21 protein-coding genes are annotated in these 21,540 nt (G+C 36.0%); 15 read left to right on the forward strand and 6 right to left on the reverse strand.

Annotation, left to right across the window (positions count from 1 at the left end; all coding sequences use genetic code 11):
• The first annotated feature begins 177 nt into the window (after nucleotides 1-177).
• The 5 genes from ACZ11_RS02280 to ACZ11_RS02300 all read left to right on the forward strand — a co-directional run bounded on the left by ACZ11_RS02280 (nucleotide 178) and on the right by ACZ11_RS02300 (nucleotide 4,219).
• Nucleotides 178-1,128, forward strand: coding sequence for an ABC transporter permease (locus tag ACZ11_RS02280; protein ID WP_049663312.1), 951 nt, complete (start codon nucleotides 178-180; stop codon nucleotides 1,126-1,128).
• A complete protein-coding gene (locus ACZ11_RS02285; RefSeq protein ID WP_049663315.1) occupies nucleotides 1,121-2,074 on the forward strand; it encodes an iron chelate uptake ABC transporter family permease subunit in 954 nt (317 codons plus the stop codon). Before ACZ11_RS02280 ends, ACZ11_RS02285 begins: the two co-directional genes overlap by 8 nt.
• Nucleotides 2,071-2,832, forward strand: coding sequence for an iron ABC transporter ATP-binding protein (locus ACZ11_RS02290; RefSeq protein ID WP_049663318.1), 762 nt, complete (start codon nucleotides 2,071-2,073; stop codon nucleotides 2,830-2,832). The genes ACZ11_RS02285 and ACZ11_RS02290 overlap by 4 nt, the downstream gene beginning before the upstream one ends.
• Before the next feature lie 63 nt (nucleotides 2,833-2,895).
• Nucleotides 2,896-3,903, forward strand: coding sequence for a siderophore ABC transporter substrate-binding protein (locus ACZ11_RS02295; RefSeq protein WP_049663320.1), 1,008 nt, complete (start codon nucleotides 2,896-2,898; stop codon nucleotides 3,901-3,903).
• Between the two features lies 1 nt (nucleotide 3,904).
• Nucleotides 3,905-4,219 (forward strand): antibiotic biosynthesis monooxygenase family protein, encoded by a 315-nt coding sequence (locus ACZ11_RS02300; RefSeq protein WP_049663321.1) that lies wholly within the window; start codon nucleotides 3,905-3,907, stop codon nucleotides 4,217-4,219.
• 256 nt (nucleotides 4,220-4,475) lie between these two features.
• Here ACZ11_RS02300 and ACZ11_RS02305 read toward each other — a convergent pair whose 3' ends face one another.
• Nucleotides 4,476-5,108 carry a hypothetical protein gene (locus tag ACZ11_RS02305; protein WP_049663323.1) on the reverse strand — a complete coding sequence of 211 codons (633 nt, stop codon included), beginning with the start codon at nucleotides 5,106-5,108 and terminating at the stop codon, nucleotides 4,476-4,478.
• A gap of 477 nt (nucleotides 5,109-5,585) precedes the next feature.
• On the opposite strand from ACZ11_RS02305, the gene ACZ11_RS02310 reads away from it, so the two are divergent.
• From ACZ11_RS02310 to ACZ11_RS02340, 6 genes are all read left to right on the forward strand, one after another.
• A complete protein-coding gene (locus ACZ11_RS02310) occupies nucleotides 5,586-6,488 on the forward strand; it encodes a polyprenyl synthetase family protein (protein WP_049663325.1) in 903 nt (300 codons plus the stop codon).
• Nucleotides 6,489-6,496: 8 nt separating this feature from the next.
• Nucleotides 6,497-6,655, forward strand: coding sequence for a competence pheromone ComX (comX, locus tag ACZ11_RS02315; protein ID WP_049663521.1), 159 nt, complete (start codon nucleotides 6,497-6,499; stop codon nucleotides 6,653-6,655).
• Nucleotides 6,656-6,690: 35 nt separating this feature from the next.
• Nucleotides 6,691-8,949, forward strand: a complete 2,259-nt coding sequence (locus ACZ11_RS02320) for a sensor histidine kinase (RefSeq protein WP_049663522.1) — start codon at nucleotides 6,691-6,693, stop codon at nucleotides 8,947-8,949.
• Nucleotides 8,933-9,547 carry a response regulator gene (locus ACZ11_RS02325; protein WP_232733125.1) on the forward strand — a complete coding sequence of 205 codons (615 nt, stop codon included), beginning with the start codon at nucleotides 8,933-8,935 and terminating at the stop codon, nucleotides 9,545-9,547. Before ACZ11_RS02320 ends, ACZ11_RS02325 begins: the two co-directional genes overlap by 17 nt.
• A gap of 435 nt (nucleotides 9,548-9,982) precedes the next feature.
• Nucleotides 9,983-10,882, forward strand: coding sequence for a hypothetical protein (locus ACZ11_RS02330; protein ID WP_049663329.1), 900 nt, complete (start codon nucleotides 9,983-9,985; stop codon nucleotides 10,880-10,882).
• Between the two features lie 326 nt (nucleotides 10,883-11,208).
• On the forward strand, nucleotides 11,209-11,820 hold the full coding sequence (locus tag ACZ11_RS02340; protein ID WP_049663332.1) for a phosphatase PAP2 family protein: 612 nt from the start codon (nucleotides 11,209-11,211) through the stop codon (nucleotides 11,818-11,820).
• A gap of 102 nt (nucleotides 11,821-11,922) precedes the next feature.
• On the opposite strand, the gene ACZ11_RS02345 is transcribed toward ACZ11_RS02340, so the two are convergent.
• The 3 genes from ACZ11_RS02345 to thrC are packed head-to-tail and all read right to left on the reverse strand — an operon-like array spanning nucleotide 11,923 to nucleotide 14,597.
• A complete protein-coding gene (locus ACZ11_RS02345; protein ID WP_049663333.1) occupies nucleotides 11,923-12,606 on the reverse strand; it encodes an MtnX-like HAD-IB family phosphatase in 684 nt (227 codons plus the stop codon).
• A gap of 27 nt (nucleotides 12,607-12,633) precedes the next feature.
• Nucleotides 12,634-13,548, reverse strand: a complete 915-nt coding sequence (gene thrB, locus ACZ11_RS02350; protein ID WP_049663336.1) for a homoserine kinase — start codon at nucleotides 13,546-13,548, stop codon at nucleotides 12,634-12,636.
• A complete protein-coding gene (thrC, locus tag ACZ11_RS02355) occupies nucleotides 13,545-14,597 on the reverse strand; it encodes a threonine synthase (RefSeq protein WP_049663338.1) in 1,053 nt (350 codons plus the stop codon). The genes thrB and thrC overlap by 4 nt, the downstream gene beginning before the upstream one ends.
• Before the next feature lie 205 nt (nucleotides 14,598-14,802).
• Between thrC and ACZ11_RS02360 the strand changes: the two genes are divergently transcribed.
• A complete protein-coding gene (locus ACZ11_RS02360) occupies nucleotides 14,803-16,032 on the forward strand; it encodes an MFS transporter (protein ID WP_134008311.1) in 1,230 nt (409 codons plus the stop codon).
• Nucleotides 16,033-16,754: 722 nt separating this feature from the next.
• Complete coding sequence (locus ACZ11_RS02365; RefSeq protein WP_049663341.1) at nucleotides 16,755-17,621, forward strand: MurR/RpiR family transcriptional regulator; 867 nt, start codon at nucleotides 16,755-16,757, stop codon at nucleotides 17,619-17,621.
• A gap of 108 nt (nucleotides 17,622-17,729) precedes the next feature.
• Here the strand turns inward: ACZ11_RS02365 and ACZ11_RS02370 are convergent, their stop codons facing one another.
• Nucleotides 17,730-18,518 (reverse strand): GNAT family N-acetyltransferase, encoded by a 789-nt coding sequence (locus ACZ11_RS02370; RefSeq protein ID WP_236690760.1) that lies wholly within the window; start codon nucleotides 18,516-18,518, stop codon nucleotides 17,730-17,732.
• 224 nt (nucleotides 18,519-18,742) lie between these two features.
• Between ACZ11_RS02370 and ACZ11_RS25490 the strand changes: the two genes are divergently transcribed.
• Nucleotides 18,743-18,925 (forward strand): hypothetical protein, encoded by a 183-nt coding sequence (locus ACZ11_RS25490; protein WP_161804420.1) that lies wholly within the window; start codon nucleotides 18,743-18,745, stop codon nucleotides 18,923-18,925.
• Nucleotides 18,926-19,175: 250 nt separating this feature from the next.
• Nucleotides 19,176-20,102 carry a manganese-dependent inorganic pyrophosphatase gene (locus ACZ11_RS02380; RefSeq protein WP_049663347.1) on the forward strand — a complete coding sequence of 309 codons (927 nt, stop codon included), beginning with the start codon at nucleotides 19,176-19,178 and terminating at the stop codon, nucleotides 20,100-20,102.
• 38 nt (nucleotides 20,103-20,140) lie between these two features.
• Here ACZ11_RS02380 and ACZ11_RS02385 read toward each other — a convergent pair whose 3' ends face one another.
• Entirely contained in the window at nucleotides 20,141-21,523 is a 1,383-nt protein-coding gene (locus tag ACZ11_RS02385; RefSeq protein WP_049663349.1) for an FAD-dependent oxidoreductase, read from the reverse strand.
• Between the last annotated feature and the right edge of the window lie 17 nt (nucleotides 21,524-21,540).

Here is a 21,540-nt window from a genome sequence, read left to right on the forward strand (position 1 = left end):
CAAAATGCAAATATTCCGTTGAGAATGCTCATTTTTTAATAATTATCAGATAAAACGAGAATAATTCTCAATTGAAGGTTGACTGAGAATGGAAACGCGCTTATAATGAGAATCGTGAGTGATGATAATCATTTTCAATGAATATTACGAGCAAAAATGAATCTACCGGGGATTACAATGAAAAAAAGATATCTTTTAACAGCAACTGTTGTGCTGTCTATAGTTTCACTATTTATCGGAGTAGTTGATATAAAACCGAGTGATCTATTAGACTTCGAATCAGAAGAGACTAGACTATTTATTATTAGTCGTATACCGAGACTTGTAGCAATTTTGTTAGCAGGTGCAGGTATGAGTATTGCTGGTTTAATTATGCAAAGCTTAAGTAGGAATAAGTTCGTGTCACCAACGACAGCAGGTACATTAGATGCTACAAAGTTGGGGGTACTAATTTCGATGATGTTCTTCACAAATGTCACGTACTTTCAAAAAATTTCCTTCGCTTTCATATTTGCTTTAGCCGGCACATTATTGTTTATGCAAATATTAAATCGAATAAAGTTTAAAGATGCGATCTTTATACCGCTTATTGGCTTAATGTTTGGGAATATCCTTTCATCAATTACAACGTTCTTTGCGTATAAGGCGGATATTATCCAAAACATTTCTGCATGGTTACAGGGAGATTTCTCATTAATGATGAAAGGTCGTTATGAGCTTTTATACATAAGTGTACCCGTGCTGATTTTAGCTTACATTTATGCGAACCGTTTCACAGTGGCAGGAATGGGTGAGGATTTTGCAAAAAATCTGGGTCTTTCCTATAAATTCGTTGTGAATTTAGGTTTAGTGTTAGTAGCACTTATTTCGACGACGGTGGTGCTAACAGTTGGTGTGATACCGTTTCTTGGTTTAATCATTCCAAATATAGTTTCGCTGTTCAAAGGGGATAACCTTGCTAAGACATTGCCTCATACAGCATTGCTAGGTATGTCGTTCTTATTATTCTGCGACATTATAGGGCGTGTACTTATTTTCCCTTATGAAATTCCGATTAGTATGACCGTCGGGGTCATCGGAAGTGCGATCTTCCTAATTATGTTGTTTAGGGGGAAAGCATATGCGTAATCGTACTAAAATGTTGATTTTACTAGGCTTGGCTGTAGCATCTATTTTACTGTATATATTTTATGAACTTAATGGTAACTATCATTATGCGTTCCCACGCCGTCTCATTAAAGTGCTTGCTATGTCGTTAACGGGGATTGCGATTGCTTATTCAACTGTAGTTTTCCAAACGATTACACATAACCGTATTTTAACGCCAAGTGTGATGGGACTTGATGCATTATATATGATGGTTCAAACGTTCATCTTTTACTTCTTTGGCTCTATGTCGATATTAGTTATTAATGCTAAATACAATTTCTTACTCGCTGTTTTAGCTATGGTTGTCTTTGCCGTGATTTTTTATCGCGTATTGTTCAAGGAAGGAAAACGTCCGATTTATTTCTTGCTGCTTGTCGGTATGATTGTCGGAACCTTTTTAGGAAGCGTAACGACGTTCTTCCAAGTGTTAATAGACCCGAATGAGTTTTTAAACTTACAAAGTAAAATGTTTGCAAGTTTCAACAATGTCAATTCGGATTTAGTATGGCTTGCAGCTGTTGTCATAATCATTGCCTTTATTTATGGCTGGCGTCATATGAACCAATTAGACGTAATGTCTCTTGGACGTGATACAGCAATTAACTTAGGGGTGCCATATGACAAGCTTGTACAACGTATGCTCATTTTATCATCAATATTAATTGCTGTTTCTACAGCTCTTGTTGGTCCTATTACGTTCTTTGGCCTAATCGTATCAAATTTATCGTATCAATTTTTCAAGACGTACAAGCACGCTGTGTTAATCGCAGGTTCGTGTGTAATGAGTGTTGTCGCTTTAGTCGGTGGACAGTGGATGGTCGAACATATTTTTAAATTCGATACAACACTAAGCGTTATTATAAACTTTGTAGGTGGCGTATACTTCATCTACTTATTATTGAAGGAAAGTAGGTCAGCAGGATGATCCAAGTAAAAGAACTCTCCAAGTATTTTGGGAAAAAACCGGTCATTCAAGATGTCAGTGTCGACGTTGCGCCAGGGAGAATAACGTCTTTTATTGGACCGAATGGTGCAGGTAAATCAACATTGCTTTCAATGGTAAGCCGTTTACTTAATGCAGACACTGGAGAAGTATTACTCGATAAATCAGATGTACGTCGTTGGAAATCGGACGATTTTGCGAAGCGTGTTTCAATTTTAAAACAGTCAAATTATATGAATGTGCGCCTAACAATTCGTGAGCTTGTTTCATTTGGGCGTTTCCCTTATTCGAAAGGAAATTTGAAGCCTGAGGATGAGCTAAAGATAGATGAAGCAATTCAATATATGAATTTAGAAGATATTCAGCACAATTATTTGGATGAATTATCTGGTGGTCAACGTCAACGTGCATTTATTGCAATGGTTATTGCGCAGGATACAGATTATATTTTGCTTGATGAGCCGCTTAACAATTTAGACATGAAGCACTCTGTGCAAATCATGAAAATTTTACGTAAGCTCGTTGATGAGCTTGGAAAAACAGTTGTCATCGTATTACACGATATTAACTTTGCTTCTGTATACTCAGATCATATTGTCGCTTTAAAAAATGGACGTGTTGTCAAAGATGGTCCAACAAATGACATCATCAATTCTGATGCACTTAAGGAAATCTATGATATGGATATCCCAGTTCAAGAACAGGATGGTTGTCGCATTTGTGTGTATTTTAACTCTTAGAAATAGTAAAGATGGAATTACCATCTTTCAACTATAAAATAATTTTAAAGGAGCAATTTTACAATGAAAAATTGGAAATTACTTACTGTATTAATGGCAATGATGCTATTAGTATTAGCTGCTTGCGGTTCTAAGGACGAAGCAAAAAAAGAAGATAAAGGTTCTTCAGATAACAAGCCTGCTGAAGAGCAAAAAGGAGAAGCTACATCTTACCCACTTACAATTCCAGGTAGCACAAATGGTGAGGATACTTTTAAAGAAGTAACTCTTGATAAAATGCCAGAAAAAGTTGTTGTATTTGATTATGGTTTCCTTGATACTTTAGATGTTTTAGGTGTTAAAGTTGCAGGTGTTTCACAAAAATCACTTCCAAAATACTTAAGCAAATATTCTGGTAAAGATTATGTAAATGTTGGTGCTTTAAAAGAGCCTGATTTTGAAGCGATCTCTTCAATGAATCCAGACGTTATTTTCATCTCTGGTCGTCAAGCAGCTGCTTACGATGAATTATCTAAAATTGCACCGACAGTATTTGTTGGAACAGACTATACTAATTTCTTAGAATCATTCAAAACAAACACAGAATTAGCTGGTAAGATTTTTGGTAAAGAAAAAGAAGTTGCTGATGCAATTACTGCATATGAAGCAAAAGTAGAAGAAATTAAAGCAAAAACTGCTAAATCGGAAGATAAAGCTTTAATCGTATTAGGTGGCGAAGGTGCGCTATCTGCTTATGGTAAAGGTTCACGTTTTGGTGTAATTCATGATATTTACGGTGTGAAAGCTGCTGATGAAAATATTAAAGCAGAAACACATGGTGATAGTGTAAGTTTTGAATATGTACGTGACACAAACCCAGATATTTTATTCGTAGTTGATAGCGATGCAGTTAGAAATCCAAACGGTGAATCTGGTACAAAAGCTGCAATTGAAAACGAAATTGTTGGAGCAACAAATGCTGTGAAAAATGGAAAAGTATTCTACTTAAATCCAGAAACTTGGTATCTTGCTAATGGCGGTTTAACTTCTGAAACTTCAAAAATTGAAGATGTTCTAAAGGCGTTTAACTAATATGTTTGTACAAATTAAACGTATTGTCGTTATGGAAGGGAATTCGGATAAAGTTGTTGAGCGTTTTGGTGCCAAAAAAGATGGCCCATCATTGCTTGAACAACAGCCAGGCTTTATTGATAAGCAAGTACTTGTAAAAAAAGTACGACGTGGTGATGAAGAAGTGCTAATTGTGGTTCGATGGGAATCAGAAGAGGCATGGAAAAATTGGGAGAAGAGTCCTGAGCATATTGCTGGTCACAAAGCAAGTGCTGGTAAACCGAAGCCTGATCATATCATCGAAAGCGGCCAAGAAGTTTATTATGTAAAAGGTTAATAATTAGAGGTGTCTCAAAGTTCATTTGAGGCACCTTTTTCTTATGAATAGGACATGAAGCTTCGCACTATTCGATAGAAATGCAATGATAGATAGTCAAAGTGAAGGATAGAGGAGCGAAGGTGGCGAATAGAAGTCAATGCGACGGAAAGAACCCCCAAAGCGACCTCAAAGAACTATTAAAAGGGCATAGAGAACGATATTAACGAAGAAAGGTGAGGCACATATCTATACCTGTGCCATACACGGTCTAGTATTAATGTTTAATGGACGTTCTATTCCATGCATTAAATGCTGTAGTAATATTAAAAGAAATACCATTGTCACTTATGGCAATCCCGGTGAAAGCAGCAGTGAATTGTTGTGGTGTCCAACTTGCTTTCCCTAAAGGGGACATTTCCTTTTTCAATTCTGAATTAAGGAGATAAATAGGTAAGCCGACTGTTTCTCCAATTTTAACGGGATTTCCAATTGGCGAAGCGCTAGAGCAATTGCCTCTTGCATTTATAATACTAAAGTTTGGTGACGTATAGAGTATAGGTGTATGTATGTTTAATTCTGAGGTAAATGGACTTATTAAAGGCAACATAGACAGGCTTTCTTCAGATACCCTTATAATTCCATACTGTTCCATAAAACCGTCCAGCCTTTGCTGAAAAGTATCTTCAAATCCGGGAATATTGCAAATAAAATTTGAAAATGTAGATTTGCTTTTATACTCTGCTAATGTTTCTTTAAAAGCCTGTTGCTCAGTATCAATAATTATTTGCTCAATATATTGTTGTTCCTTCGAAGGCCTTTTAATAGTGATTTCTTCTTCAGAGACAAAAATTGCACAGGAAAAATTAGCTGTAAGTATTAAAACGTTTTCATTTAATTCATTTTTCATTTCAATCACTCCCAATGTTTCGAGAATTTCCTTGTTAATAGATTAAACGAAAATGGTACATCACGATAAGCGTTGGGGATTTCCGTTCTATATATAGCTCTAATCCCGAAAAGCCGTCCAGTCTTCTCTCTAATCAATTTAAATACATAGCATACGGTCTCGTATGTATGAACTTTATAACTTAAAGATTAGTGTACGAACAGGATACAAATTTATCTTAGCTTAGTTTAAGCGTATCATCAGTGAGGACGCCATTTCAATGCTGAGTTTACGCCAAAAAAATGGCGGTCAATAATATAACACCGCCACTTATTTTACTATCCCTAAATAAAGAAGTGGCGTGCTTTCCGCAAATACCGCCATTTTTTGGCGGTATATTACACTAATGTGAAATATTCCCTTATGATTTCGGCGCCTAGTGTTATTTCCCATTAATCTGTATACTATTTAATAACATACTCGAGGGGGAGAGGACTATTGCAGGAGCTTGACGAACAAATTAATGAGGCATTGGCTATTCTAATTGAAAACGACGCATTGATAGGTCACGAACTACGGTCGATGCTGAAAAATTTTAAGGAAGAAAAAATGGCAGTTGGCTATTCATTTGGTAAGCTATGTTATTTGCATTATGAGGCATTTACAGATTGTTTGAACGAAGACATCTATAAAGTTGCCGCAGCTATCGAACTTTTAATTTTATCATTTGATATCATCGATGACTTGCAGGACAAGGATTCAGACTACAGTTGGACTAAAACACCTGATCTATCATTAAATGTTGCTTTAGCTATGCTAGTTATGGCTTCTAGAACTATACGTGAGACTTCCTTTGAAGACAAAAATACTGCAATTCAAATACTAGAGGATTATGCATTACGAAGCATAAACGGTCAGCAATTGGATTTACTCAATACGTGTAGGGATGAGCAATCATATATACAAATGATTGAACAAAAGTCGGGTTCTTTATCAGCAATGGCTTGCTTAATTGGTGAAGTGCTTGCAACAGGAGGGACATCTTCTGAGGTTGAAGAGTATGGGAAATACATAGGTATTATCCAACAGATTAAAAACGATATTCAAGGTTTAAAAACTTGGGGACCTAAAAATGATTTACTAAATAAAAGATACTCACTACCTATTATTTATCTGTTATCACAGGAAAATGATGTTTCAAAATCTGTTATAAACTATTATAATGACGATATGGATGCATTTTTAGATAATAATGCTACGGAAAACGAGTTGACAAATGGTGGTGCGATACGATATGCAATTACTATGAAAAATGTTTACAAGTTTAAAGCGTTAAATATTCTTGAAAATGTGACTATAAATGAATTAGGTAAAGACTACTTAAAAAGGTTAATGAAATGAGTGTATATATGATGAATGTAATTCAATATCTAGAAAAAAACCCAGACCTAGTTGCTCTATTAAAAACACAAAAAGCATCATTGATTGGAATTTCGTCTTTAGAACAAAAAGCAATTTTAGATGCGTTTAATAGTGAAATAGAGTTGAAAAGTGTAGCTTGGCAGTAAAAATGTTGAGTAAAAAGTTGTTTTGGCCCGTTATAATGTTCTATTTAGTGATTGGGATTTATCTGAATTATATGAATTATAGTGGGCCTTTATTAGAAATTGGGGTAGAAAAAGAGAATGGCAAATGGGGAGTAACGCAACCTTATTTTAAAGACTGGACAGGATGGAAGAGCATTTCATCATCTGATGTTATTTTAAGCGTAGATGATGTGCCAATGGATCATCTAAATCAGGTGAAATATAAATCTAAAATAGTAGATGCTAATAAAATAACCATAATGAAGCCTAATGGTGAAATAAAAGATATACATATCAAACAATTGGATGTTCCGAATCAATTTTACTCTATATTACTATTTCCGGCTTGTTATTATTTATTAACTCTATTTATTACTATCTATCTACATTTTAATCAAAAGAATACAAAGCTAACTAACTTACTTATTCTTTTTATGTTAACTGTTGCGTTAGCTTATGTAAGCAGTGGAGTAGCTACTAGATTAAATGGAATTGGGATAATAGTAAATCGCAGTAGTATGGTATTGTGTTTAGTTATATTATTACATTTTTTAAGAGATTATTATTCATTTGTAAAAATAAATTGGGTGTTTACAAACAATATTAAATTCTTTTATATATTTCCAGTGATCTCTTTTTTACTGGCCTGTATTAGTATTTTCTATCCTGCTTCGTATAATTTTTTGGCTCAAGTAGTATTAGTCCTTTTTTTCATTCTCCTTATTACTATACTTAGTATTTTATTGCTAAGTTATTTCAAATATAAATCACCTCAGTTGAAAATATTGTTAATTAGTATAATGATACCGTTTCTGCCATTTCTTTTTTTATTTTCACTCCCTAACATTTTTTTTGATAAGTATATTCTTTCAGGTGAAGCTAGTTCTTTATTTTTATTGCTTATACCTTTTAGCTTTATCTTTACACAGTTAGCAGAACGATTATTTGATATCGAATATCATATTACTAGATTACGTTATTATGTAATCTTTTCATCTTTTTTTACTTTGTGGTTTATAGTTGGATTGTATTGGATTGCAGGAGAATATTTAACGAAAACTATTATGTCAGGTGTTTCAATCTTTACTTTTATATCGTTAGTTGTTCTTTTTTACATAAAAGAGAAAGTCGATTATCGAAAACGAAAAATCTTATTTTCGACTAAAGGGGATTATATACATCAGTTATATACAGCTGTAGATAAGATTGGTAAAACAATAAAAATAGATAATCTTCTAGAGAGATTTGTTCAAGAAGTTTCTCTACATCTTGAGCTCGAGCACGTATTTGTCTTAACTTATGACCATAACAAAAAGCAATTTACATCAACGGTTGAGGAAGGTCTTCCGATTAATCCAATGTTAATGGAAGATTTAAAATTAGGGGAAATTAAAAAATTTGATCAAGTCTATCTTGCCTTCCTCCATCAAGATGCTCATTATAAAAGAGCATTAGTATTGCATCATAATAATTCGATTCATTTGAAAGATGAAGAGCTTCTGTGGCTTGAATTGCTCTTATTATATGTAAATAATTTTATTGAAAATACAAAGATGGTAGAGGAACTGTTAGAGGAATTAAAGTATATGAGGCAAGCGGATGAAAGTCAATTACCTTGGTTAAGCAAATTATTATGGCTAAGGTTTGAAGAGGAAAAATATCAATTAGCTCAAGAATTACATGATACAAATTTGCAAGAGCAGCTCCATATTGCCCGAGAGGTTGATGTCCTAGTCCATACAAGGGATACGGCAAATATCCAGCCAAAACTTACGAAAATTCATCAGCAGATGGTTACATCTTTACATGATTTAAGAGCTTATTGCGAAAATTTGAAGCCCCCATTATTAGATACATTAGGGTTGAATGCTGCATTAGAAAAGCTTATTCGCAAAGTAATAGAAAGATCTAATTTTGTGTTGATTTATACGATAGATCGCCTTTATTTAGAGGATGAGCGTATGAATTTAATGATTTATCGACTATTTCAAGAATTACTCAACAACGCTTTAAAACATTCCTATGCAACAACAGTTGAAATTCATCTGCGGGAAATGGACGATGGTTTCGAAATTATCTACAAGGATGATGGTGTAGGTTGTAATATTGGAGATATTATTGTTGCAGAATCGATGGGAATTCAAGGTATGCAAGAGCGTGTAAAGGCCTTTAACGGGCAGTTTCACATTAATTCACAGGTTAATGAAGGAATGTTTATTAGAATTACAGTAAAAGAAGGAAGTGATACACTTGATTACGATGCTCATAGTGGATGATCACCCTATTGTGTTAGAGGGGACGAAAAATTTATTTCAAGAAAACGAAGATATTATAGTGGATACAGAAAGTGATGCAACTCATGTCATCCAGAGAATTAAAAACAAGCCATATGATATCTATTTAATTGATATAAATATGCCGTTAGAAAATGGCATTAATTTAGGACGTAACATTAAAGCTATCCAGTCAAATGCTTCAATTATCCTTTATACTGGTGATGATATTACTGATTATTATCCACTTATTTTAGAACGGAAAATAGAAGGTATTTTAGCTAAAACAGCATCTAAGGAGCAAATTTTACGAACTGTTCGAGCCATTGCAAATGGTGAAATTGTTTTACCTCAAAATTTCTTAGATTTTCTTGATAATAAATTTAAATTGCAGGATGCAAAACTTGATATTCACTTAAATGAAAAAGAAAAGAAAATTTTAAGACTGATTGCGGAAGGACATACGAATAAAGCAATTGCTATAGAGCTAAATATTCCTCAGCGAACAACCGAAAGATATTTAACGCAGCTGTTTTCTTTGTTAAATGTAGATTCACGGACAGAGGCTGTAAATCTTGCAGAAAGAATGAATTTACTATAGATTGTCTGTATGCTATACTAACTTCTAATGGGATATTTTTCAATAAAAAGGGAGACTTTAGGTGATTATATAATACCATATTTTTACTTGGTTAATTATACCTAAAATTCAATTCTAAATACCTATATTTTTTTATGACACCGCCAAATTATGGCGGTGTTTTTTGGTACGTCCGCCAAATCACGCCAAAAATTGGGGTGAGGACCGCCAAAAAATTGGCGTAAACCCAACATTGAAATATCGGTGTAAGTACTGGTACGCTTAAGATAATCGTGGTTAAGTAGATTTTGCTATAGTAAGTAATACTATATAAGATTTCATTTAAAATAAGAGCCTGGCTATCTATGAAGAAAGTAGAGATTGTAGATTTTTTTAAAGTTACTAGCTAGTCAACGTACTTCACCATAAAACTTTATATAAAGGTAGGCGTGTATTTTGAAAGTAGAACTTGAAAATTTATTTTCTATAGATGAATCTAGTCAAGATCAAGTTATTAATGTTTATAATCGCTATGGTATTTATATCGGTGCACCTAAAATAAGAAAAAGAAGTTTAAAGGCATCTTTTAATCCTATTTTTACATTAAATGAAGACGTAACATACGAGCATGTAGCAGCACTATATAAATCATTGGAACACGAATTAGGAATTGATTCAATCGGAGAACGTTTCTACTTTGACTTTTCGGATAGCGAGTATGAGCAAGCACCATTGTTCACACTAAACTCAACAGGTAACTCACCTGATATGTTTATAGATGATAGAGGAACTTTATTTTCTATAAACACGCATTGCCAGCATTGCGGACTAATGGAAAAAGAGCAGCTTTCTCCATTAGTGATTGATACTACAGAAATGAAAGACCGTCATCTAGTTCATGTGAGCGGATATTGGGTTGCTTCACAGGAATTAGCGACATTAATGAAGCAAGAGGATATTAAAGGCTATGAATTGTTAGAGGTTATTCATCAAGGACCGAAAGAAGGGAAGCAAAAGGCTTTTCAAATTATACCGACACAAGTATTACCAGAGGCTAGCGCTGAAAGAGTTAAATTGTATTTTGCGACAGAACAACCTCCATGTCGTTGTGGATTAAGTGGGGTAATCAACGGTCCTGATATTTATAATCGCAAAGATTTAACCAATATAGAAAATGATATTTTCCTATCAGCAGAATGGAACCATGACGGAAAATATTTATATCGCAAGACTTTGTTCAGTAGAAAGTTTAGAGAATTAATTATTAAAAACAATATATCTCGTGAGGTAAGAGGAGAGAAGGATAAAAACTTTGGGCCAAAGGATTGGTTATTCGATCCAGTATTATTAAAATAATTCAAACTGAAGATGAGGAAGTGTATATTTTGTTTAGAAAAATAATACCTATCGTTGCAATCTTATTTATCGTTGCATTAGCTCTTTCAAATTATTTTAATAAGGCCGAAGAAAAAACATTTGTCATACCCCAAGTAAGAGGGGGCACATTGGGTTAGATAAAGTTTCCCCAATCAGGCATATACAAAGCAGTAAATCTTGTAGCTAACTTCTTTGTGTTGGGAGTAGTAGTACACGGGATAAAAAGCCAAATTCACCTCTAGCTGACTTAAATATGATATGATGTGAAAAATATAACAGCATATGGTTTTGAGGTGAAGTATTATATGAAAAAATGGGCTTATCCTTTAGCAGTATTAACGCTCATTATCTTTTTTGTGTTACGAGTTACTTTTCAAAGTGAACTAATTCGTACTTTTGATACAAAAATGGCGGATTTATTTTTCGGTAATCGTTTTATAGAGTTTTTCCACTATTTAGGGGAACCGGCATTTGTAGTGTCCGTAGCTATAATCTTAATAGTTTATTTAGCATGGAAGGTAAAAAATAACCGAGGGATATTATTTGTTTTGTTAACGGTTGCAGGTGGGAATGTACTTAACCAATTATTGAAAAAATGGGTGCAACGGCCAAGACCTGAGATTGAGGAACAATTAACATCTTATAGCTTTCCTTCTGGACATTCTATGACCGGTATCTTGTATTTATTTACAGTAGCCTATATTTTTTCAGAGAACAATAGCAAGGGACGTAAGACATTACTATGGCTCGGAGCAATTGTTTTAACTGTACTTATTGGTTTGTCTAGAGTTGCTGGAGCCCGTCATTTTGCTTCAGATGTATTGGCCGGGTGGAGTATGGGCTATACGTGGTTTATCATTTGTGTTATTTGGTATGAACGTCGGAAGAGACTTTTTAAAGCGAGAAATAAATTATGAACATAAAAAGGGAACCATCTACTTGCAGGTGGTTCCCTTTGTTATGTAGAGATAAGAGTGATCCGTATTAACAGACCGCCATCCTTTCTCGGAAATTTTCAATTACATGGAAACAGCCTTTTCTGCTTCTATAATCTTCTTTACAGCTTCTAAGCAATCAAAGAATGTTTCAAATGGCTTATAAGGAAGATGGAGGTCTTTACAGCGTTTAATAAGATGATCCCTAGCAAGTACTAAATCTGCCTGTTTTGCTGCCTCAAAATCAGAAAGTGAATCTCCAATTACGATTTTAAAGTGATTACTCTGTGCAACCTTTCGCATAACGCTTGGCTTGCAGCAACCGCAACCTTGTGTCTCAAATTTCGCACATTCCTCATCACAGCTATTTGGAAAAACGAGCTTAATATGCTGTCCGGCAAAATCAGCACTGTTACAATATATACCGGAAAAAGGACCGTATTTTTTTAATAGTGGCTCAATGAAAAAATCGACACCTCCACTAACAATATAAAGCGGAATATGGTTCTCTTGTGCATAACGAACGAAATCGCCAAAGCCCTCACGTATAATGACCGTATCCAATAAATATTGGATCACAGTATCCTTTTGTTTAGTTGATAATAGCTCGAACATTGCTGAAATGCCATCTTTAAAGGTTATAGTTTGTTCCATCATTGCTTTAGCAATTTTCTCAGATTCCTCTGGAACGAATTCAGTCATTAGTGAGACGATATTATCTGTTTCTGTTATAGTGCCATCAAAATCACAGAAAATAATTGGTTTCAAGCTACTTCCCCCTTCAAGAAAAAACGTCTACTTTTGTAGTAGACGTTCAAATTTTACCTGTACACCATATTCATCGGCTTTTGTTAAGATAATTTCATGCTCTGGAAATTGATATTTCATGGCATTTAAGAAACCTTGCGCAATAGCAGTAGGGATGATGGATATCAGTGTTGGTCCCGCTCCACTTAAAGCCGTTCCAAATGCTCCATTAGCCTTTGCTGCAGTATGAATTTCTGTATATTGTGGAATTAAATTGGCGCGGAAAGGTTCATGGAATAAATCAGCTTCCATATAACGACCTGCACGCTCAAAATCACGAACCATTAATGATGCCGCTAGCATATTTGCATTTGCAGAGGCCCTCACTGCATATGTACGGTCAAATTGTTCTGGTAAAACAGAGCGAGCTTCACTTGTTTTTAGCTCGACATCGGGCACATACACAACAAAGGAAGCACCTAAATCATTGACATGAAATGTATCAACAACGCCATTTTCATCCATTGAGGAAATTGTTAACCCCCCTAATACCGAGGCTGTCGCATTGTCTGGATGTCCTTCGATTTGTGAGGATAAATTGAGTTTATCTTGCACAGTTAAGCCTAAGTCACAGACTTGGTTAGCTAGTTCAATTCCTGCAACAATGACCGCTGCGCTGCTCCCCAAACCACGGGCTAATGGAAGCTCGCTTGCCATTTCAACACGGCAGGCAGGTAGTTGCTTACCGTATTGATCTGCAATTTTTTTGGCAATCACGTATAGTAGGTGCTCTTCCAGCTCAAACTCTTTAGGACCATTATCATCGAGGTGGATAATTTCCCAACTATCCTGTAAAGACACGGTTAACTTTAAGTAAAGAGATAAGCCAAGCCCTATTGAATCAAAGCCAGGACCTAGATTGGCTGTGCTCCCGGGAACCGTGATTTCCCACATGTTACTCATAGTACGCCCTCGATGTATTTTCGAATTTCTTCCTCATCGTTTTTAAGTGCGACAACATCTACAGTAGAGACATTCATGGCAGTATCAGGATCTTTCAATCCATTACCCGTGAAAATTGTTACAACTTTAGAGCCCTTCGCAATCTTGCCGTTTTCAACTGATTTAATAACGCCTGCTAATGATGCTGCTGAGCCTGGTTCGACGAAAATCCCTTCAGTACCAGCAATTAATTTGTAAGCAGCTAAAATTTCTTCGTCTGTAACCGAATCAATAATTCCACCAGACTCATCGCGAGCTGCTTCTGCAAATTTCCAGCTTGCAGGATTACCGATACGAATAGCTGTTGCCACTGTCTCAGGATTTGCGATAGGTTCACCTTTTACAATTGCTGCTGCTCCTTCAGCTTCAAAGCCGAACATTTTTGGTAAACCAGAGCCTTTTGCTGCATCATATTCTTTAAAGCCTTTCCAGTACGCAGTAATGTTACCTGCGTTACCAACAGGGATGCAAAGGTAATCTGGAGCTTTCCCTAAAGCATCTACAATTTCAAATGATGCCGTTTTTTGCCCCTCAATACGGAATGGATTCACAGAGTTTACAAGTGCCACTGGAGTTGTTTCGCTTACTTGACGAACAATATTTAACGCATCATCAAAATTACCATCGATTTCGATAATCTTTGCACCATACATTGTTGCTTGGGCTAGCTTACCTAGGGCCACTTTTCCTTTAGGGATAACGACTATGGACTGGATTCCAGCACGTGTTGCATAAGCTGCTGCTGCGGCTGACGTGTTACCCGTTGAAGCACAAATAACGCATTTGCTACCTTCTTCAATCGCTTTTGCAACGGCAAACACCATACCACGGTCTTTAAATGAACCGGTTGGATTTGCACCTTCGATTTTTCCATAAAGCTCAATGCCAAGTTTTTTTGATAGATTTACTAAATGTATAAGAGGCGTATTGCCTTCGTTTAAAGTTAGAGCAGGTGTATTTTCTGTTACGGGTAAAAATTGTTTATATTCTTCAATTAGGCCTTTCCACATAACGGTTACGACTCCTTTTGTTCTTATAGAAAGAACAGTTGTTTTTGTATAAAAGACATTTTATCGTAAATTGCCCCATGTTTTCAATAGCATTTCAGAAATTGTCTAAACAATTCGGTAATTTGAATTTTTGCTTGTCACTTTCTAGAAACAACTGTATAGTAAGTTTACAATGTAAAGTCATGTGTAAAGACAGGTGGTTAAGGTGACGATAAATACAGTAACAACGAATAAGTTTCAACAATCTATTTCTCGCAATAAGCTTTTGAGGGTAGCAGGGGTAGGCTGGCTTTTCGATGCAATGGACGTAGGAATATTATCATTCGTTATTGCAGCATTAGCAGTTGAGTGGGGATTAACGCCAGGTCAGTCAGGCTGGATAGGTAGCATAAACTCAATTGGGATGGCTGTAGGAGCTCTTATTTTCGGCGTGCTTGCCGATAAAGTGGGACGTAAGCAAATTTTTATGTGGACACTTGTATTATTTTCGATTGCAAGTGGCTTGTCTGCATTTACCACTACATTAGCTGCTTTTATGACACTACGCTTTTTAGTAGGTATGGGGCTAGGGGGAGAATTGCCAGTCGCATCGACGCTAGTTTCTGAGAGTGTAGAAGCCAAAGAGCGTGGGCGAGTGGTTGTTTTACTGGAAAGTTTCTGGGCGGCGGGGTGGTTAATCGCTGCATTAATTTCGTATTTTGTTATTCCATCATGGGGATGGCGTAGTGCTTTATTATTAACGGCAATTCCAGCAATATATGCAATTTATCTTCGCTGGCACTTGCCAGATTCACCACAATTTACAGTAAAGGCTGAGTCTAAGAAACGTAGTGTTATGCAAAATATTCGAGGAGTATGGTCGAAAAAATATGCACGCTCGACACTTATGTTATGGGTGTTATGGTTTACGGTTGTTTTCTCGTATTACGGTATGTTTTTATGGCTACCAAGTGTCATGGTTGGTAAAGGTTTTGATATGATTACGAGCTTTAAATATGTTCTCATTATGACGCTTGCGCAACTACCAGGTTATTTTACAGCTGCATGGTTTATAGAAAAATTCGGACGGAAGTTTGTACTTGTTTCTTATTTAATTGGTACAGCAGTAAGTGCTCTCATTTTTGGTAATGCCGAAACGATAGTAGTGCTATTAACATCTGGGATGTTTTTATCGTTCTTTAACTTAGGGGCATGGGGTGCACTTTATGCTTATACACCAGAGCAGTATCCAGCAATTATTCGTGGAACGGGTGTAGGAATGGCAGCGGCTGTTGGGCGTATTGGTGGTATTTTTGGACCTCTGTTAGTAGGCTCTTTATTAACAGCAGGTTATGATATCGGCTTTATCTTTGCTATTTTCTGTGGAGCGATTATTATCGGTGTTGTTGGGGTAATATTCCTAGGTCAAGAAACAAAACAAATTGAATTAGAATAACAAAAATAATCATGTCTTGGATGAACTATAATCCAAGACATTTTTATGATTTAGTTACATAAAAATTAGAAGTTGTTAATTTTTATACAAATATTTTAAAAAATCTGTTAAAATCACAATCAATAAGGTTCATCACTGAAAATAGGGGGGCATTTTGTTAAGACGTATGTCATGTGGATAAATTGATTGGAGTGGAGACTGGGGACTCCTTGGAGATTAACGTTACAGATAAGACCCTGGAGCGTAACGAATGTTTTTTTGTGCGAACTATTATATTAGCAAGTTAAAGCATTGAAGATTTTTCAGAAAAGTCGTTGTATTCAGATTGTAATCGTGATACTGTATTTTTAACTTCTTTCAGCAAATGTTTTCGGTACCGTAAGCGAAGCGACAGGTACAAATGTTTTCGGTACCGTAAGCGAAGCGGCAGGTACAGGTGTCCAAACATCCGTTGAAATAGAGGAACTCAGTCTAAGAACGCCACGTCTTGTGGCATTATCAAAATGACCGACACCGTGTCGGCCATCATGTTGCTGCCGCTACGTTAGCACTGCGCTTTCGCACAAAAAACATATGCTGGCCTAAGCACAAAGTCGATTCCGGACACAGTTTATCACAGCGAGGCAGATACAATTATGCCGAGGCATAATTGATTCGAATTTAGAGTCAGTAGGAAACAATCTCCATTCTTGATAATTTCATTGAAAGAAAGGTTGTTAGAAATGAGCATTAATGAAGAAATAGAAAGAAGATTTGTTAGGTTGTCGAAGGGGCAGCGTAAAGTTGCACAATTTGTTATGAATAACCCTACAGTTATTATTGGTAACGGAGCTGCCGAAGTTGGTAGACAGGCTAATGTTAGTGAATCGACAGTTATTCGTTTTTGTTATGCGATGGATTTATCGGGCTATGTAGATCTTCAAGACAAGGTTAGAAGCTATTTAATGACTCAAAATGAAGGTGCGAGTATTCAACCTACATATTCTTCAAGTAAGCGGAATATACCAAGTTTCGGTAAGGTGATGCAACGTGATATTCAAAATATTCAAGATACGATTCATTTGATTAACGATAATATGCTTCAAAAAAGCTCGAAATGGATGCATGAAGCGGAGAACGTATATATTTTGGGTACTCGTCAAGCTGCATCCATTGCAAATTGGTTATCGTCTACAATGAAAACTTTGCGTCCAAATGTAAAACAGCTTCGCTCAGAATCCGACGATATTGTTCAACAAATTAACAGTATGGGGGAGAAGACGACATTAATAGTTTTTTCTTGGGACAAGCATTCAAACGACATTCAAACGATTGTAGAAATTGCCAAAAAGAAAAAGGCTAAAATTATTGCTATTACTGGTTCGGCGTTGTCTTCTATTCGGGAATATGCAAGTGCGTTATTTACACTTGGTTTGAAAAAGCAATCTTCATTAGACGTTATTCCAGTATTGTTTTCGTTTTTACATGCGCTAATTGAAGAAATGGTCAGTCAGGATAAAGCGCAATATGAGAAATATCAGCAATCATATGAGCAATTAGAAAAAAATTTATTATTTTTAGATGCAGCAAGAGAAAAGCAAGTTTTCTAAAAATGTTACAACGCGTAGAAAACGTAAAATACTGATCTATACGTTTTTTACAATGCAACACATAAAAAGGATGTCCAAATAAGTTTTAGACATCCTTGAAAAAGAAGTTTATAAAAGTTTACTTAAGCTATGTTCATTAATATAGGTATCATTTAATTTAATAGCGTTTTGTCGGATACTTTCTTGCTGAAAACCAATTTTTTCAAACATATTTAAAGCACTCTCATTATGCTCCATAACAGATACTTCTAAGCGCGTAATATCCCGCTGTTTAGACCAACGTTCAACCGCCTTCATCAGCTCTGAACCAATACCTTGTCGTTGATGCTCTTCCTTAACAGCTAGGCGGACTGATGCAACATGCTTAGCTTTAGAATGTTTATATCCATGAATAACGGCATAACCAGCAAAAATGCCATTTAATATACAAAGTAAAATCGTACGGTTTTTTAATTGTTTCCAATAGACTAAATCTTTACGAAGCTGTTGAACTGTGAGGTCTAATTCATTTTTCATGTTGTACATGAAGTCAGTTTGTTGGAAAATATCTTCTTGCAAATGAATAAATGATCTAGCATCTGATGCTTCAATTGCTCGAATTATGTATGCTGATTGGTTTTCGTCATTTTTAGAAATATTGCTCGTAGTTTTTATTTGTGTGCGCGAGAAAGTTACACTGGTACCGAGCTTAACATCAATGACATAGTAGCCTGCATTAGTCCATGACAAATAGTGAGAGAGAGGGGGCTTTGTTTTCTTCCACCAGCTCCTATTCAAGTAAGCTGCATTTGGCAAGGCTTGTCCCATAATATTTTCGAGTTCGCTAAATGATAAAGTAATTTCTTGTTGTAAAGCTACATCAAAATAATTTGCTAAAGGAATATACTTTTTTTCCATCTTCTTTGTCATCATGATCCCCATTTCCTGCATATCCTAATTTATATATAGACTACCTGATAATAGCATAAAATTACGGTTTCTTGAATATAAAAACACAACTATATATCTATTTATAGTTAATAATTTTTTATAAAATATGCATTATTAATATTAAATGTTATAAATAGGATATTATTTACGGATAAATATATTAAATTTAACTTTTTCAGCAAATGTTTTCTGTGCGAAAGCGAAGCGACAGCAGCAAATGTTTTCTGTGCGAAAGCGAAGCGACAGCAACAAATGTTTTCTGTGCGAAAGCGAAGCGACAGCAACAACAGGATGTTGGTCGAGGCGTTATCACAGGACGAGATGCTTTTAGCCTTCGTTCCTCTATTCGCTGCGCTGCAAGGTCTCATCTGTAATGCTGATCCTCAAGGAGTCGCCCAGTCTCCACTCGAATTAACTTATTCTCTAAGCGAAACGAAAGTGGGAGTAGTTCAAGGTAGGGAAGGTAAGAAATACATAAAGATCAGTTATTTTAGAATAGTAGATTTTAGTTGTGTATTGGTAGTAGATCCTTAATAGATAAACTTTCACTTTATATCATGTTTGCACATAAGATATGATAAAATATAATATAAATGTTATTGCCATTTAGGAGGAATAAATTTAATGAGTAAAGTTTTAGTTTTTGGTCATAAAAATCCCGATACAGACACAATTACATCTGCGATTGTATATGCATATTTAAAACAACAAATTGGCGTTGATGCTGAAGCGGTACGCCTTGGAGAAGTAAATAACGAAACACAATTTGCTTTAGATAAATTTAGCTTTGAGGCACCTCGATTAATTTCATCAGTAGTTGGAGAAGCCGAAAAAGTAATTCTTGTAGACCACAATGAGTTCCAGCAATCTGCTGATGGCATTGGAGAAGTACAAATTACAGAGGTAATTGATCATCACCGTATTGCAAACTTCCAAACGGCTGATCCACTATACTATCGTGCAGAACCTGTTGGCTGTACTGCAACGATTTTAAACAAGATCTTCAAAGAACATGGCGTAGTAATTCCTGCAAACATTGCTGGATTAATGCTTTCTGCCATTGTTTCTGATACATTATTATTCAAATCTCCAACTTGCACAGAGCAAGATGTAAAAGCTGGTGAGGAGCTAGCGAAAATTGCAGGTGTGGATGTTGCAGAATACGGATTAGCAATGCTAAAAGCAGGTGCTGACCTTTCAGATAAATCATTAGAAGATCTTTTAACATTAGATGCAAAAGAATTCCAATTTGGTGAATATAAATCTGTAGTAGCTCAAGTAAACGCTGTCGATATTAACGATGTGCTTGGTCGCCAAGAGGAATTAGAAATTTTATTAAATAAAAATGTAGCGGAAAATGGCTTAGATCTATTCTTCTTTGTTGTAACAGATATTTTAAACAACGATTCAACAGCCGTTGCGATTGGACAAGTAGCAGAGGCTGCAGCAAAAGGATTTGGCGCAGAGCTTATGAATAATCGTGTTATCTTACCGGGTGTAGTGTCTCGTAAAAAACAAATCGTTCCAGTATTAACTGATGCATTAAAATAATGAAAAAGAGGTTGTCCTGAAAAAGGCAACCTCTTTTTTCAATCTAGTTTTAAAGGATGTACAGCAGGACCTTCAAGAACTTCCCCTTTGGCATTAAAGCGAGAGCCATGGCAAGGGCAATCCCAAGTTCCATCGGCTTCATTCCATTTTGTTTTGCAGCCTAAATGCGTACAAGTTGGTGTATTTGCATGTTTCACATAACCTGTCACGAACTCTTTGGCTACAAAGCCTCCTACCTTTAGCATCTGCATAAACTGATCTCCAAATAATTTCGTACGCGCTGGCGAATAAAGAGGAATTGCACCATCCTCATTCCCTGCTCCCGTAATTAGGGATGATAGTATGTCTCCCGCTACAAAAGAATTGGAAATACCCCATTTTCGATAGCCAGTTGCAATGAAAACATTAGGCAAGGACGGTGTAATCCTGCCAACATAAGGGATCATATCTGGTGTTTCAATGTCCTGCGCTGACCAGCGATAGATTGGCTCCTGATCGAAATGCGCTTTCATTTCATTTTGAATAGCATCATAATAGGGCTCCGTATTAGTTGTTTCACCTGCAATATGATTAGCTCCACCTAATACTAAATAGTGCTCGCCGTTAATGGTAGCCGTCCGAATAGAGCGAGTAGGGGTATCTACGCATAAATATTGACCTTGTAGTGTATCGGTAATTTTGCTAGCCACCATATAGGAGCGACTGTTAGAAAGTTTAAAAAGCTGAAGTCCTCTAAAGGCTTCGATTGGATAATGTGTGCACAAAATAAGTTTGTTGTATCGAACCGACATATCATTTGCGGTATGTAAGTTATTTTGTGGTAGGTTTAATTGCTTAACTCGGGTATTTGTGTAGATTTTTGCACCCATTGATACTGCTTCTTTTGCAAGGAAATTACAAACTTCTACAGGATGTATTTGAGCCTGCTGGGACATGCTAAGTGCTTTTGTAACTGGGAAGGGAAGCTCTGTATCAGAAGTGATTTTCGCCTTAATATTTAATACTTTATAGGCATTCCATTCTTTTAATAATTGGGCATAGCCTTCTTTTGTTTGGCAATAAAGCAAGGAATCTACTTGTTGAATGCTTGCTTTAGGGAGTAACTGTAATGCTTTTTCAACTGCTATTTGATTGAGCTGATAATAGAGTCGTGCCTCATCTACAGAAAGTTTTTCAATAAGGTTGGCATAAACTATGCTATGCTGTGCAGTTAATTTTCCTGTTGAATTACCAGTCGTACCATGACCGATATGGGAATTTGCCTCAAGTAAGACCACATCTACACCTGATTTTGCTAAGACATATGCTGTATATAACCCCGTCAAGCCTCCACCGATTATACATACATCACAAGTTGTTGACGCAGGAAGAGATGGCAGAGAAACGGGATCGATTGTACCGAGCCAAAGAGATTGTGTCATACATAACCCTCACATTG

It is taken from the genome of Lysinibacillus xylanilyticus (genome assembly GCF_001183605.1).
GTDB classification, from domain to species: domain Bacteria; phylum Bacillota; class Bacilli; order Bacillales_A; family Planococcaceae; genus Lysinibacillus; species Lysinibacillus xylanilyticus.